The organism is Nonomuraea sp. MG754425, assembly GCF_021699195.1.
In the GTDB taxonomy this organism is placed as follows: Bacteria; Actinomycetota; Actinomycetes; order Streptosporangiales; family Streptosporangiaceae; genus Nonomuraea.
Genome location: NZ_SSXE01000023.1, coordinates 21,099 through 35,914, shown reverse-complemented (window position 1 = coordinate 35,914; position 14,816 = coordinate 21,099). Strand labels below are relative to the sequence as shown.

Here is a 14,816-nt window from a genome sequence, read left to right as displayed (position 1 = left end):
GCCGCGGCGCTCCGAGCGTCACTCCCTCCTACGGGGGAGGTCGCTCCCTCCCGGGCGGGATCCCCTGCGGTTCGGCTCCGCTCACGCGATGTCGCGGTCGAGGTCCACCGTGGTCCTCGCCACCCGCTCTCGGCAGCGGTCGGGAATGATGGCCTTTGTGCTCTCCCCGCGTGCGTCCATGCTTCGTCGAGTGAAGTCCCTGGCTGTGCTGGAGTTCGTCAACGTTCCGCTGATCGCCGGGGTGCTGACGGGTGTGCTGGGCATGCCTCTGACCCCGGCCAATGCGGCAGGGCTCGGGTTGGTGCTGATCGTGCTGGTCGAGGGCGGCGGGTACTGGTGGTTGAAGTTCGCCCAGCTCTCTTCCCGGTCACCGGTTCCGGCGGGGATGGCGGTGTACCGCGTGATCTCCTGGATCAACGTGGGCCTGCTGGCGGCGGGGGCCGTCGTGGTGGGCGCCGGACTGCTCATGGGCGGTTCCGGCACGCGGGTCTGGCCGGGGGCCGCGCTGTGGGTGTTCGCGCTGCTGGAGCACGTGAACTACTTCCACCTGCAGCTCATGCACGACACTCGCGCCGACGTGGCCCGCCTGGCGGCCACCCGCCGCCTGCACCGCTCGCACCTCGCCCTCGACCTGGCCCGCGCCGCCAAGGGGTCACGTTGACCGTGCGGTGGGCTGTGCCGTGGTGTTCCGGGCATTTCCCCGAACCGGAATCCGCGCCAGAACCGGAAAGCGCCCCCCGGTCTCCCGGAGGGCGCTTCTCGATCGGTCAGCTCTCAGGCGCTCACCGCAGCCACGGCTCGAAGTACGCGACCGTGGCGAAGTCGACGTCCAGGGCCCACGGCGGGGTGCCGCCGGTCGCGCTGGCGCCGGTCACGAAGATCCGGACCCCGTCGGCGCCGGTGGCGTCCACGGCCAGGCCGTGGGCGGTGTCGGTGGCGCCCACCGTCCCGTCGTAGCGGCCGGTCCAGATCGGGTCGCCGGTCGCGGCGTCGTAGGCGATGGTCACGTAGTCGGGGCCCTTCTCCTGGTCGTCCGCGCTCTGCCCGGCGACGACCACCTTGCCGCCGTCCGGCGTCACCCTGACGGCCCAGGCGTAGTCCTCGTTCTTCGCCTGCCCGTCGAAGCGCTGCACCCAGGACCGCTGCCCGGTGGCGGCGTCGTAGGCGAGCGTGGTGTAGTCGGAGCCGGTGCCCTCACCGGTGGTGTTGCCGGTGACGTAGATCCGGCCCTGCGCGAGCGTCATGTCGTGCGGGGTGTCGCTCTGGTGACCGGGGCCGTCGTACTGGTCGGCCCACAACTCCTTTCCGGTGGTGACGTCGTAGGCGACCGTCAGCACGTCGCTCTGCGTGTCGCGGGTGACGACGCTCCCCGTGACGTAGACGGCCCGCTCGTCGGCGGCCATGCCCGAGGAGATGTCGATCCCGTTGGCCGGGCCGTTGCGCATGGCCGTCCAGAGCTGCTGCCCGGTGGCGGCGTCGTAGGCGACCGTGCCCCAGTCGGCCAGGCCCGTGCCCTTCTCGCCGCTGCTCTGGCCGCTGACGAAGACCTTCGTCGCGTCCGGGGTCAGCTCGATCACGCGGGGGTCGTCGGTGCCGTGGCCGGGGCCGTCGAAGCGAGCCTGCCACTTCTCCTTGCCGTCGGCGGTGTCGTACGCGGTGACGAAGTAGTCGGCCTCGCCGTTCCCGCCCACCGTGGTCATGCCGGTCACGTAGAGGGTCCTGCCGTCGGGCGCGACCTTGGCCGCGTTGGCGTGGTCGGAGCGCGCCCCCTCGGCGGTGTAGCGGGCCTCCCACAGTTGCTCGCCCGTGGCCGCGTCGTACGCGAGGGTGACCCCGTCGTTGCCGGTGTCGGTGCCCGCGCTGAGGCCCGCCACGAACAGCTTGCTCCCGTCGGGGCTCACCTCCAGGGCGGCCGGCTCGTCGTAGTCACCCGCCGGGCCCACGTAGGTCCTGCTCCACAGCACCTTGCCGGTGACGGCGTCGTGGGCCACGGTGGCGATGCTCGGGCTGAGCGTGCCGGGCGCGGAGCCGTAGCTGGCGCCGGTCACGTAGACCCGCTCGCCCTTGGGGTCGTTGACGATGAACTCGGCGGAGTCCTTGCCGCCCGCGACGCCGTACGTGGCCGCCCAGGTCTCGGGCACCGGGCGCACGATGACGGGCACGCGCACGCTGTGCTCGCGGTTCTTCCAGACGAGCTGCCCGCCCACGTACGCGTTCATCGGGGCCGTGCTCCGCGTGAACGTCACCGTGAACGACTTCGTCTGCCCCGGCCGCAGCGTCAGCCGCTTCGGCGAGACCTCGGCGGTGACGCCGTCGAGGCCGGTGACCGCGGCGTCGTAGGTGGCGGTCGAGCGGCCCACGTTCGTCACCGAGCGGGTCACCTTCTGGGTGCCGGGCAGCCTGCCGACCGCGATCGACGGGACGTTCAGGTCGCTGGCGTCGAAGGAGTGGCCCTTCTTGGCCAGGGCGGCGCAGACCTTGGGCTCGACGGCGTTCGTGCTGCCGCACAGGAAGGCCGTCCAGTCCTTGATGCCGCTGTCGTAGACGAGGCCGGGGTCCGCGGCGCTGTTCGGGGTGACGTGCCCGGCACCCTGGCCGAAGATCACCGCCGGGTCGGTGGAGGGGCCGTCCTTGACGTCGGAGCCGCTGGTCATCAGGGCCGACTTGATGGCCATCGGGGACCAGCGCGGGTTCAGGTCCTTCAGCAGCGCGGCCAGCCCGGCCACGTGCGGGGCGGCCATGGAGGTGCCGCTGGAGAAGTTGAAGTCGAGCCCGTTCGCGCCCGGCGGCGCGTAGGCGGCCAGGATGTCCTGGCCGGGGGCGATCAGGTCGGGCTTGAGCAGGTCGCCGCCGCCCGCCTGGAGCGGCCCGCGCGAGGAGAACTCGGCCACGTACGGGGCCGGGGCGTCGGTGGTGATGCTCGCCTGCTCGATCGTGGCCGTGGCCCCGTCGGTGGCGGCGTAGTCCTTGACGGCCTGCCGGTCCTTGACCGCCAGGTGCACGGTCGGGATGGTGTGCAGGTCGGCGTTGAGCGAGTTCTCGTCGGTGTTGGCCATGATCAGGCCGATGCCGCCCGCCTCGGCGACCGCGACGCTCTTGTTGACCCGCGGCGTGATCCCGCGGTCGCAGAGCACGATCCTGCCCTGGATCTTGGCCGGGTCGAGCACCGCCGTGCCGCCGTTGTCCCTGGCGGCCCAGCACTGCGCCGCCTTCACCGGGTCCGCCCCGGCCACCCCGGCCGTCGCGGCGTCGATGAGCGGCGCGGGCCCCGCCTTGGCGGCGGCCAGCGAGGCGCCGCCGTACGAGGCGCCGTTCCCGAGCGTCGCCGAGCCCGTCGTGGCCCAGTTGTGGGTGCCGGCGGCGACCGTCGTCACCCATGGGGAGGGGTGGGCCACCGTGGCGGCGGCGGGCCCGCTGTTGCCGCCCGCCGCGGCCACGAACACGCCTGCCTCCGCCGCGGCCAGGAACGCCACCTCGGCCGGGTCCAGCAGGTCCGTGCTCGTGCCGGACACCGAGTAGTTGATCACGTCCACGCCGTCGGCGACCGCCTGGTCGATGGCGGCGACCAGGTCGGAGTAGTAGCCGTTGGCCGTCGAGGCGTCCTGGGTGGACCACAACGCCTTGTACGCGGCGATCCTGGCCCGCGGCGCGATGCCGCTGACCTTGCCGAACGCCGCCGCCGGGCCCGTCACGGTCACGTCGTGGTTGCCGCCCGCCGTGGAGGCGGTGTGGGTGCCGTGGCCGTTGTAGTCGCGCGGCGACTGGAACTCCCAGGGGAGCTGCTCCTTGACGCCCGCGTCGCCGCCCCAGCCCGCGTTGTAGTGCCGGGCCGCGACGATCTTGCCGTTGCAGAGCGCGGCGTTCCAGGACGCGTCGGGGCTGGTACGCACGCAGCCGCCGTGGAAGCCGCCGGCCGGGCCGTACTTCGCGCCGCTCGGGTCGGGGTTGGCGAAGCTCTGGCTGTCCGCCCAGATGCCGCTGTCGATCACGCCGATGACCAGGCCGTCCCCGGCGCCCTTGCCCTTCCGGCCGCCCGTCGGGCCGCCGAGCCGCTCCCACAGGCCGCCGCGGGCGTCGAGGCCGAGGAAGGCCGGGGTCGAGGATGTCGCCACCGAGACCTTCCGGTCCTCGGTCACGGACACGACCTCGGGTAACGCCCGCATCTTGGCGACCTCGGCGGAGGTCAGCCGGGCGGCGAAACCGCCGAACGAGTACGCGTACTCGTAGAGCTTGCGACCGCCGGCCCTGCGCAGCGCGGCGTCGTTGCGGCCCTTCAGGTGGCCGACGTAGTCGGTCACCTCGGCCGAGCCCGTGTCGATCTTCTCGCCGTCGGCGGGCTTGGTCCTCGCCAGCCCGGCCACGTCACCCTCGTACGTCGCGACGGGCTCCTCGGCCAGTCGCACGATGTAGGTCTTCTGCTCCTCCGCGCCGGCTGCCGCGGTGGCCGCGGTGGGCCAGGCGAGCCCGGCCATCGTCAGCCCGGTCAGCGCGGCTGTCGTCACCAGCCGTCTGGGGGATGTGGACAGATGCATCGTCGCCCCTTCATGCGTTCCGCGGGTCACGCGGATGATCGCCGAGGCTATTGAGGGGCGGGTGGGTACGACATCCGTACCGCATACGGATTTATGGCGTCATTAAATGGAAATTTGAGATCCGGTAGCCTATGGGCGCTGATATCCGGTTGGGGGTGGCCTCTTGCCTCTGGGACCGGCCCCCTCGGGCTCGCTCTCCGACGTGCTCGTCGGCCGCCGTTCCGAGCTGGCGCTGCTGCGCTCGGTCATCGCGTCGCCACCGTCGCTCGCCCTGGTCGAGGGCGAGGCGGGCATCGGCAAGAGCCGCCTGGTGGCAGAGCTGTTCGCGGAACCCGACCTGGCCGGGACGCGGCGGCTCGTCGGCCAGTGCGAGCAGCTCCAGGAGCCGCTGCCGCTCTCCCCGCTGCTGGACGCCTTCCGCCTGGCCGGGGACGAGCTGGCCCGGTCCGGCCCGCCCAACCCCGTCACCGGGGCGCTGGCGCCGCTGCTGCCCGAGATCGCCGAGCACCTGCCCCCGCCACTCCCGCCGCTGCCCGACCAGCGGGCCGAGCGGCACCGCGTCTTCCGCGCCGCGGTCGCGCTGCTCGACCACCTGAGCCCGCTCGTCCTCGTGCTGGAGGACGTGCACTGGGCCGACGGCGGCACCCACGACTTCCTCGCCTTCCTGGCCGCGCACCTGCCGCGCGACGTGGCGGTGATCCTCACCGTACGCACCGAGGCGGGCCTGCTGCCGATCCGCGAGGCGTTCGCCAGGGCGCCGTCCGGCCCGGCGCGCACGATCGGCCTGGCGCCCCTGGGCCCGGCGGAGGTGGAGGAGTTGGCCCGCGGCATACTCAAGGCCGACCTCCCGCCCACCTTCACCGCCCCCCTGTACGAGAAGACCGGCGGCATCCCGTTCGTGGTGGAAGAGGTGCTGCGCACGCTGCTGGAACGGCTGCCCGCCCACGAGCTGCCCGGCCGCCCCGACGTGCTGGCCGACCTGGCCGTCCCGACCGTGCTGCGGGACGTCCTGCTGCAACGCCTGTCCTCCCTCGACGACCCCGCGCAGGAGATCCTCGGCGCCGCGGCCGTCATCGGCATGACCCCGGACGACCGGGTGCTGGCCGAGGTCAGCGACCGCAGCCCGCTGGAGGTGGCCAAGGCGCTGGCCAGGGCCCAGTCGGTCGGGCTGCTGCACGAGGAGGACGGCCGCTCCCGCTTCCGGCACGCGCTGGCCCGGCAGATCGTGTACGAGTCCGTGGCCGCGTCCGGACGGCGCTGGCTGCACCTGCGGACCGCGCGAGCCCTGGAGACCTGCGCCCTGGAACCCGGCGGCGGCCCCCGGCCGGTCGCCCGGCTCGCGCACCACTTCCGGCACGCGGGCCGCACCGCCGACTTCGTCGGCAACGCCGAGGCCGCCGCCGACACGGCGCTCTCCCACGGCAACGACGCCACGGCCGCCCGGTTCCTGCTCCAGGCGCTGGAGGTCGTCGAGCTGCCCCGTGACGTACGGGTGCGGCTGGCCGTCAAGCTCGGCCGGGCCGCGGTGGACGGGCTGGCGCACGCCGAGGCCGTCCCGGTGCTCGAACACCTGCTGGCCACCGAGCCGCTGCCCGCCGCACTGCGCGGTGAGCTGCGCTTCGCGCTCGGCCGCCTGCTGCGCCAGGACGGCGCGGTCCGGGCCGGCTACCTGCAGATCGAGCACGCCATCGACGACCTCGGCGAGCGTCCCGCGCTGCTGGGCCGGGCGCTGGCCGTGCTCGCCGCGCCCGAGACCGTCGTCGACCGGACCATCGCCGAGCACACCGCCCGCTGCGACCAGGCCGAGCGGGCCGCCTTCCGGGGCGGCGACCCCGACGTCGGCATCGCGGTCCGCATCGCCCGCGCATCGCTGCTGCTGGAGCAGGGCGATCCGGGCGCGTGGCAGCTGATCGACGCGCTGCTCGGCGACGAACGGCTGCGCGCGACCCCCCGCGAGCACGCCCGCGCCTGCCTCAACTGGGCCCAGGGCGCGCTGCACGTCGGCCGGCTCGACCGCGCCGAGTCGCTGCTGGCCGAGGGCCGGCGGGTGACGGACGAGGCCGACTACCTGCGGGTGGCCGAGGTCGTCGCGCTGGTGACGGCGGCCGTGGATCGCGCGGCCGGCCGCTGGGACGGGCTGGCGGCCCGCGTCGGACGGCTGGGCGGCGCCTCCGCCAGGTTCGCCGCGGCCTCCCCCGAGTCGCGGCTGCTGCACGGGGCGCTGCTCGCCGCCATGGGCCCCGCCGAACGGGCCGCCGACTGCCTGCGTGAAGTGATCGCGGTCGCCGAGCGGGTGGGGGCGGTGTTCCCGCTCGTCCCGGCCAGGACGACGTTGTCACGGCTGCTGCTATCCCTGGACGACGCGGCGGGCGCCGCCGGGCAGGCGCGGGCCGCGCTGGCGCTGGTCCGGGCCAAGGGGAACTGGGTGTGGGGCGCCGAGAGCGTGTCGTGCCTGGTGGACGCCCTGGACGCGGTGGGCCGCGCGGACGAGGCAGCGGGTCTGGTGGCCGAGTTGCGTACCGGCCTCGACGGGGCCGACGCGCCGCTCGCCCGTGCGGCGCTGCTGAGCGCCGAAGCCGTGCTGGCGCGGGCCGGGGCTCCCGGGCAGGCCGATCGGCTGCTGGAGCAGGCGCTCGCCGTGCTGCGGACGGCGGGGCTGCGCTACGAGGAGGCGCTGGCCGCGGAACGTCTGGGGCGGTGGCGCTGCGAGCGCGAAGGCGTCGCGGGCGACGGCGGGGCGCTGCTGGAGGCGGCCCTGCGGGCGTACGGGGCGATGGGGGCCGATCGCGACATCGCCCGCGTCTGCCGGATCATGCGGCAGAACGGCGTGCCCATCCCCTACCCCTGGCGCGGCGGACGCCCCTCGCATGGAGGCACGCTGTCGTCCAGGGAACACGAGGTGGCCCTGCTGGCGGCGGCGGGACGGACGAACCAGGAGATCGCCGACGCGCTGTTCCTGTCCAGGCGCACGGTCGAGAGCCACGTCGCGAACGCGCTGCGCAAGCTCGGCCTGTCCTCGCGCAGAGACCTGCGCACCTTCCTCCTGGACGGCGCGCCGGGCGGTCCCCCCGACGGACCCGCCTAGAGCCCGCAGGGTACGTGGACAACATTCCGGCACATTGTTACGTTCACTCCAGAGAACGCATGACAACGCTGTCATCCCCGGTCCCCTCCCACGAAGGACCCCCACGAGGAGCAGTGAACGCCGATGGTGTCTCGACGTACCTTCCTGCGGGCGAACGGCGTGGTCCTCGCGACCAGCGGGCTCGGGGTCACCCTGCCCGCCCCGTCCGCCGCCGCCGCGACCCCTCTCCTGCCCGGCTTCGGCCGTCCGTCCCGCCTCGACTTCGCCGACCTCACCGCCCTGCACGGCGACGACCAGCTCCTCCTGACCACCCTCCAGGGAGTCGTCAACCGCCGCCGCCCGCGCCTGTACTTCAACTACACCGCCGAGGGCTACGACACCCGCTGGCTGGACGGCACCGGCGCCGCCGTCACCCAGCACGACGACCCCCTCGACCTGATCGCCCGCTACAAGGGCGAGGCCCGGGGCGCGATCCTGCACGACCCGGACGTCCCCGACTCGGTGAACGTCGCGACCACCCTGGCCGGGCTGGAGAACGCCGTGGCCGCCACCGCCGAACAGGCCGCCGAGCACGGCTTCGGCACCATCACCGACCTGCGTGGCCGCTTCGACCCGGACGACGTCCTGGCCACCTACCGCTGGCAGCTCGACACCCTGTTCCCGCGCTGCACCAAGGCCCTGCTCAGCGGCCTCCCGCCGACCAGGACCGTGAAGGTGGACGGCGTCGCGTGGCGCGAGGTGGCCAGGGAGAGCGAGCGCGTCAGGGACTCCTCCAACCGGCAGGTGCGCACCTTCGACCTCAGCCAGGAACTGTCCGGCCAGGACGGCGTCTACCTGCGCTTCCAGGACTCGCTCGGCGACGACGGCTGGGGCGCGTCGGTCGGCTCGGTCGTGGTGCGGGCCGACGGCGTCCAGATCGCCTCGTTCACACCCGGCACGGACGCCGAGACCCCGTTCCTCTTCGACGGCCTCAACTCCGCCGTCGGCGGCGACGCCAACCGCTTCGCCGACGGCGGCAACTACTTCGTCTACCGCTTCACCGCCCCCGCCGGCACCCGGCAACTGCTCGTCGAGGTGGACCTGTGGAACCAGTTCCTGGTCACCGCCACCACCACCGCGCCGACCCGGGTGGAGCCCTTCCCGTACTTCCGCGACTACACGGTGGCCATGCGCGCCATGGTGTTCTGGCTGCCGCCCAGCGGCGAGACGGGCGCGCTGCTGGACGAGATCCTGGCCAAGGTACGCCCGACGACCCCGTACGCGGGCTGGTTCGCCAACGACGTGGCCGGCGAGTGGGGCGGCGTGGACCGGGCCTCGCAACACGCGGTCGAGGTGGTGCCCGCCGACTACTACATGAACGCCACCGTGCACGCGGGCGTCCAGGCCACCGTCTCCGACCGCGTACGTCCCCGCCCGCCGGCCACCCTGCGCGACCGGGTCTACCTCACGCTGACGGTCGGCGAGGGCGACAACGTCCAGTACTGCCAGCGCCGGATGCGGCAGATCTGGGACGACCCCGCCCGCGGCCGGGTGCCCACCAACTGGACGGTCAGCCCGCTGCTGGCCGACATCGGCCCCGCGCTGCTGGCGTACTACCAGCGCACGGCCACCGGCAACGATCTGCTGGTCGCGGGCCCGTCCGGAGCGGGCTACACCTACCCGGGCTCGTGGCCGCCGAGCGACGTGGACGCCTACACCGAACTGACCGGACGCTTCCTGCGCCGTACCGGAATGGACCTGGTCTACGCCTACAACCACCGCAACGCGGCCGGCGACGGCTGGGTGGCCTTCGACGAGCGCATCGCCGCCTCGTACCGGAAGAACACGCCGCTGCGCGGCATCATCCAGTCGTGGGAGACCGGCGACCTTCGGTCGGCCCCCGCCGGCCTGCCCGTGATCGGCAACTTCTCCCCGCAGGGCAAGGCCCAGGAGTACCGGGACACGCTGCTCAGGCACATCGAGAGCTGGGACGGCACGAGCCCGCTGTTCATCGCGGGCGCGGTCAACGCCTGGAACTGGTCGGCGAGCGACATCGCCGAACTGGCCGAACTCCTCGGCGACCCGTTCGAGCTCGTCCGCGGCGACACCTTCTTCACCCTCCTCACACAGGCCACCAGCCGCCCGACCTGAAAGCGCCGCCCGCGAGTCGTGGTGTCGGCAGATCGGCCGGGGCGCGCCAGTCGAACGCGGTCACCTCCTCCGACTGGAGGGATATCTCGCTGTCCTCGACCCGGAAGGCGAACCGGAAGTCGGCATGCAGATGCTCCGGTTCGCCTTTCGCGAGGTTGGCAGGAATTTCGTGAACGTCCACGTCCACCGGAACGACGTCGTACGCCGGCGGCGAGACGGCGCGCCGCCAGGCGACACCGGTTTCCTCCTCCAGCTCCCGCAGGGCAGCGCCGTACAGGCTGTGGTCCTCCGGCTCGACGTGCCCACCTGGGAGCAGCCAGCGATCCAGCGTCCGATGGTGGATCACGAGGACCCGGCCATCGGCGGCGACGGCGGCGCTGCAGGTGATGTGCAGCGGAAACGTCTTACGTGAGGTCAGATCCCGCCCCGAGTCGAGCGCCGCGATCAAGCGGGCGACGTCCGTGCCTCGGTCGGGATGAGCGGCGAGGTAGCGCGCCAGCACGGCGCTGATCTCCTCGGAAGTCACTGTCATGAGGCTTCATGGAAGTAGTGCCCGGTGCGGGCGTAGTGGGTGACGTGCGGCTCGATATGCGTCCGCGTGTACAGACCGGTGAGCGCCGACAGTTCGAGCTCATCGTCGCTGCTGGTCACGGATGCGATATAGGCGCCGTTGGCCACACGGGAGAAGTCGTCCTCCCGCAGGGCGAAGTTTCCAGTCGCGCAGACGACGATCCCGGCCCCGGTGAGCGCTTCGATCAGCGTGGCAGCGGCACGGTACCCCTGTGAGAGAGCTTGGACGCGACGCACGGGATCAACGTCGTAGACGGTGACCCCGACGTGCTTCGCGTGCAGCATGGCCGCGATGCTGCGGCCCAGCTTGCCGTACCCGATGACGCAGGCCGGGCGGCCGTTGAGGATGTCGTCCCGACTACGCACGAGGGCCTCTGTGGAGAAGACGACGCTTTGGCCGACGAGATAATCTTCAGGCTCCTTCAACGGCGAGCGGGCGACGCTGAAGACGGGACAGGGCAGCTTGTCGAGTACGGCGTAACGTTGGTGGCCGTTCTCCGTGTCTTCCACCACTCCGATGATCCGACCGGTGAAGTGGGCGTGCAGGTGGCCCAGGACCGGAGCGAAGTAGCCTCCGACGTCGAGCAGGATCAGGTCCCTTCCTGCGGCTCGCGACTCGACGTAGGCGAGTGCGGAGTCCGCGTTGGCGAACTGTTCGCGGTCGAGCGTGTCCACCTGCAAGCTGGTGCGAACCGCGCGAAGCGCGGCCTCGTTGATGGAGCGTGGTTTCGGCAGCACGGCTGCGATGTGGGTGAGGCGAGCCACTCCTTCCAGGAATGCCGGTCGCTCGGCGAGCAGGTGAGTGATGGCCAGGCTTGAGGGCCGGTCGATGACGGGGATGGCGTCAGCGACCCGGCGGAAGAACGCGGTGACACGTCCTCGCTCGAAGTCCTCCAGCACGATCCCTCCTTCGGAATAGGTAGTTACCTAATTCGGAGTGTCCGCTTGGCCGACCTAACCATCAATAGATAGTGATGTAATGGCCCGTATTCGAAGGAGGAGTCATGGCGCGCTGGCATGAAGTCGCTCAGGCCCTGCGCGAGGCCATCACCGCAGGCGCCTATGCGCCCGGCACCAAGATCCCGACCGAAGGCCAGTTGGAGCAGCGGTTCGGCTGCAGTCGGACCACGATTCGCCGCGCGATCGCGCAGCTCACCACCGAGGGGCTCGTCCTGCCCGTCCGCAAGGGCGGCACAACTGTTCGGGAGCAGCCCGAACGGCATCCTCTCGCTCTTGACACACACGCGTACCGCGACGAACTCGGCTACTACTTCAGCAGTGCCGTGCAGGGCCTGCGGCCGGTGGAACCGCCCACCGTGAGCGAAGGACCCTGCCCGCCCGATGTGGTCCACCTGCTGGGACTCCGGACCGGCGACCCAGTGATCATTCGCGACCGTCTGATGGGAAATCCCGAAACCGGCCAGGTCGTCCAGTTGGCGACCTCTTACCTCCCCACCGACCTGGCCGCGGGGACCGTGCTGGCCGAGCCCGACACCGGCCCCGGTGGTATCTACGACCGCATGGAGGGCGAACTCGGCTGGGGCCCGCTCTCCTGGCAGGGCGTGATCAGCTCCAGACCCGCCACCGCTGACGAGGGCCGTCTGCTCGGCCTTGCTCCGGGCGTGCCGGTGCTCGCCATCGCCCGTACGGCCATCGCCACCGCCGGGATCGCCGAAGGGCGCGTTGTGGAGGTGAACGTCACTCGCCGCGACGCGAGCCGGTTCGAGGTGCGCTACCCGGTCACGCGCGCGACTCGGGTGGCCGGAAAATGAGTGGCAGCGTGGGCTGTTCGGGGAGTCCACTGGATCATCCGTTCCAGAGGGAGTCTCACGCAATGATCGCCGTCTCGGCCGCCTCAGGCGCACTCGGCCGCCTCGTCATCGACCACCTGCGCACCCGGACGAAGGTGGTGGCGGTGGTCCGCGACCCCGCACGCGCCCCGGCGGGCGTACCGGCGCGGCGCGGCGACTACGACGACCCGGCCGGCCTGCGCGCGGCCTTCGAGGGCGTCGATCGCCTGCTGCTGATCTCCTCCCCCGAGCTCGACACCGCCCGCCGGACCGCCCAGCACCTGGCCGCCGTGTCCGCCGCCGCGGACGCCGGTGTCGGCGCGATCGTCTTCACCAGCTTCCTGGACGCCGACACCTCCGCGACCGGCCTGACCGCGGCCTACCACGCCACGGAGCGGGCCATCCTGGCGAGCGGCCTGCCGTACACGATCATGCGGCATCCCTTCTACAGCGACGCCTTCCTGCCACGGGTCGCCGGCGGGGAGCTGACGGGCAGCACCGGAGGACGCGGCCTGAACACGGCGTTCCGGTCCGACCTGGCCGAGGCCGCGGCGAACGTCCTGACGGGTGAGGGGCATCTCGGCCGCGCGTACGACCTCACCGGCCCGCTCTGGACCCATCCTGAAGCGGCGCAGGCGCTGGGGGTCACCTACCGGGAGGTCCCCGACACCGGCTCCGGCCCGATGAGCTGGATCAACGGACAGATCCGCGCGGGCGCGCTGGAGCGGCGGTCCCCCGACCTGGAGCAGGTGCTCGGCAGGCCCGCCGAGACGGTCGTCGCCCGCCTCCTCAGGACGGCGGCCGAGCCCACCGGGTCGTAAGGTCACCCGGTGGTTCGTCGGACCCCCGCGTATCCTTGGCCGGGTCGCCGAGCGCGCGGCCGTGAAGGGGTTGGGGCATGCGTCGTTACTCACGTGTCGTGGTCAAGCTCAGCGGCGAGGCGCTCGCCGGAGAGACCGGATGGGGCAGCGACCCCGCCAGTCTGGCCCAGCTCGCGGACGAGATCCTCTCGGTCAGCGACCTCGGCGTGCAGATCGCGGTGGTGATCGGCGGCGGCAACTACTTCCGCGGCCGGATGGCGCAGGGCTGGGGCATCGGCCGGGCCGAGGCCGACAACATCGGCATGCTGGGCACGGTCATGAACGCGCTGATGCTCAGGGGCGTGCTGACCGCCCGCTCGGAGACGGACGTGCGCGTCATGACCGCGATGCCCATGCAGAGCGTGGCCGAGCCGTACATCCGGCTGCGCGCCGACCGGCACCTGCGGCGCGGCCTCATCGTGCTGCTCGCGGGCGGCATCGGCCAGCCGTACGTCACGACCGACTATCCCGCCGTGCAGCGGGCCCTGGAGCTCGACGCCGATGCGCTGCTGGTGGCCAAGCGGGGCGTGGACGGCGTGTACGACAGCGACCCGAACGTCAACCCGGACGCCAAGCGCTACACCAACCTCACCTACCGGGAGGCGCTGGCGGCCGGGGTGCGGGTGATGGACGAGAGCGCGTTCGTGCTCGCCAACGAGCAGCGCCTGCTCATGCACGTCTTCGACGTCGCCGCCAGGGGCGTCATGCGGGCGATCTGCGAAGGCGAGGACATCGGCACCCGCATCACCGTCGACGACCCCGACGAACCCTGACCACCCCACCGCGATGACAACCGATCAGCGAACGGGACGCCGCTGGTACCGCGGCGACTGCCACGTCCATTCGCTGCACTCCAGCGGCGCGGACCTGACGCCCTCCGAACTGGCGACCGCCGCGCGCGCCGCCGGGCTGGACTTCATCGCGGCCACCGAGCACAACACCACCGCCACGTACGAGGCCTGGAGCGCGCTGTCCGGCGACGGTCTGCTGGTCATCCCCGGCCAGGAGGTGGTCACCCGCACCGGGCACTGGCTGGCGCTCGGCCTGCGCCCCGGCCCGCCGATCGAGTGGCGCTACGGCGTCCGCGACGGCGTCGTGCACCGCCACGTGGACCGGGTGCGCCGGTCGGGCGGCCTGTGCGTCGCGGCCCACCCGTACGCGCCGTACCCGTCCGGCGTCTTCATGTACCCCTACGGCGGGTTCGACGTGGTCGAGGTGTGGAACGGCCGGTGGGCCTCCGACCTGCCGTGGAACGCCGACAACGAGGCGGCGCTGGCCGAATGGGGCCGCACCCTGGCCTACGACGTCCACCGGGGGTCCTGGCGGCCGGCGATGGGCAACAGCGACGCCCATCTCGACGGCCAGATCGGCACCCCGCACACCGTCGTCCTGGCCGAGGAGCCGAGCGCCCGCGCCTTTCTCGCCGCCATCCGCGCGGGCCGGAGCTGGATCGCCGAGTCGACCGCGATCAACCTGTCGTTCCACGCCGCCGCCGGCGAGCACCGCGCCGGCCCCGGCGAACGGCTGGTGACCGGTGGCGGGCCCGCCACCGTGCGCGTGGACGTGCGGGGCGTCCCCTCCGGCGTCGTCACCTTCCACACCGAACGCGGCGCGGTGCGGCGCGAGACGTTGCCCGCTGACGGATCGGGCACGGTGGAGTGGCGGACCGGCGCGGCGGAGTCGTTCGTCCGCGTCGAGGTGCGGCATGCCGGAGGGCGGATAGCCGCTCTCACCAACCCCGTCATCCTGACCTGACCCCCGCAGCAGCGAACAAATCACCACAAGTGTTTCTTAACCATCGCCATACCTGCCAACATCTAAAGTCCTAGGACATTAGATAAATGGAGGT

Annotated in this window: 10 protein-coding genes; 7 read left to right on the top strand and 3 right to left on the bottom strand. The window is 72.2% G+C overall.

Annotation, left to right across the window (positions count from 1 at the left end; all coding sequences use genetic code 11):
• The first annotated feature begins 190 nt into the window (after positions 1-190).
• A complete protein-coding gene (locus tag FAF44_RS10765) occupies positions 191-661 on the top strand; it encodes a hypothetical protein (RefSeq protein ID WP_237102931.1) in 471 nt (156 codons plus the stop codon).
• Positions 662-782: 121 nt separating this feature from the next.
• Here FAF44_RS10765 and FAF44_RS10760 read toward each other — a convergent pair whose 3' ends face one another.
• Entirely contained in the window at positions 783-4,532 is a 3,750-nt protein-coding gene (locus tag FAF44_RS10760; protein ID WP_237102930.1) for a S8 family serine peptidase, read from the bottom strand.
• Between the two features lie 163 nt (positions 4,533-4,695).
• Here FAF44_RS10760 and FAF44_RS10755 point away from each other — a divergent pair, with 163 nt between their 5' ends.
• The gene (locus FAF44_RS10755) at positions 4,696-7,617 is read left to right on the top strand and encodes an AAA family ATPase (protein ID WP_237102929.1); all 2,922 of its coding nucleotides are present in this window, start codon (positions 4,696-4,698) and stop codon (positions 7,615-7,617) included.
• A gap of 123 nt (positions 7,618-7,740) precedes the next feature.
• Complete coding sequence (locus FAF44_RS10750; RefSeq protein ID WP_237102928.1) at positions 7,741-9,747, top strand: GxGYxYP domain-containing protein; 2,007 nt, start codon at positions 7,741-7,743, stop codon at positions 9,745-9,747.
• Here FAF44_RS10750 and FAF44_RS10745 read toward each other — a convergent pair.
• Positions 9,719-10,249, bottom strand: coding sequence for an NUDIX hydrolase (locus FAF44_RS10745; protein ID WP_237102927.1), 531 nt, complete (start codon positions 10,247-10,249; stop codon positions 9,719-9,721). The two genes, FAF44_RS10750 and FAF44_RS10745, sit on opposite strands and share 29 nt — an antisense overlap.
• A gap of 26 nt (positions 10,250-10,275) precedes the next feature.
• Positions 10,276-11,217 carry an adenosylhomocysteinase gene (locus FAF44_RS10740; protein ID WP_237102926.1) on the bottom strand — a complete coding sequence of 314 codons (942 nt, stop codon included), beginning with the start codon at positions 11,215-11,217 and terminating at the stop codon, positions 10,276-10,278.
• A 104-nt stretch (positions 11,218-11,321) separates the two neighbouring features.
• On the opposite strand from FAF44_RS10740, the gene FAF44_RS10735 reads away from it, so the two are divergent.
• The 4 genes from FAF44_RS10735 to FAF44_RS10720 all read left to right on the top strand — a co-directional run bounded on the left by FAF44_RS10735 (position 11,322) and on the right by FAF44_RS10720 (position 14,722).
• Entirely contained in the window at positions 11,322-12,089 is a 768-nt protein-coding gene (locus tag FAF44_RS10735; protein WP_237102925.1) for a GntR family transcriptional regulator, read from the top strand.
• Between the two features lie 62 nt (positions 12,090-12,151).
• Positions 12,152-12,928 (top strand): NAD(P)H-binding protein, encoded by a 777-nt coding sequence (locus FAF44_RS10730; RefSeq protein ID WP_237102924.1) that lies wholly within the window; start codon positions 12,152-12,154, stop codon positions 12,926-12,928.
• 77 nt (positions 12,929-13,005) lie between these two features.
• Entirely contained in the window at positions 13,006-13,740 is a 735-nt protein-coding gene (gene pyrH, locus FAF44_RS10725) for a UMP kinase (RefSeq protein WP_237102923.1), read from the top strand.
• A 13-nt stretch (positions 13,741-13,753) separates the two neighbouring features.
• A complete protein-coding gene (locus FAF44_RS10720) occupies positions 13,754-14,722 on the top strand; it encodes a CehA/McbA family metallohydrolase (RefSeq protein WP_237102922.1) in 969 nt (322 codons plus the stop codon).
• Positions 14,723-14,816 lie beyond the last annotated feature (94 nt).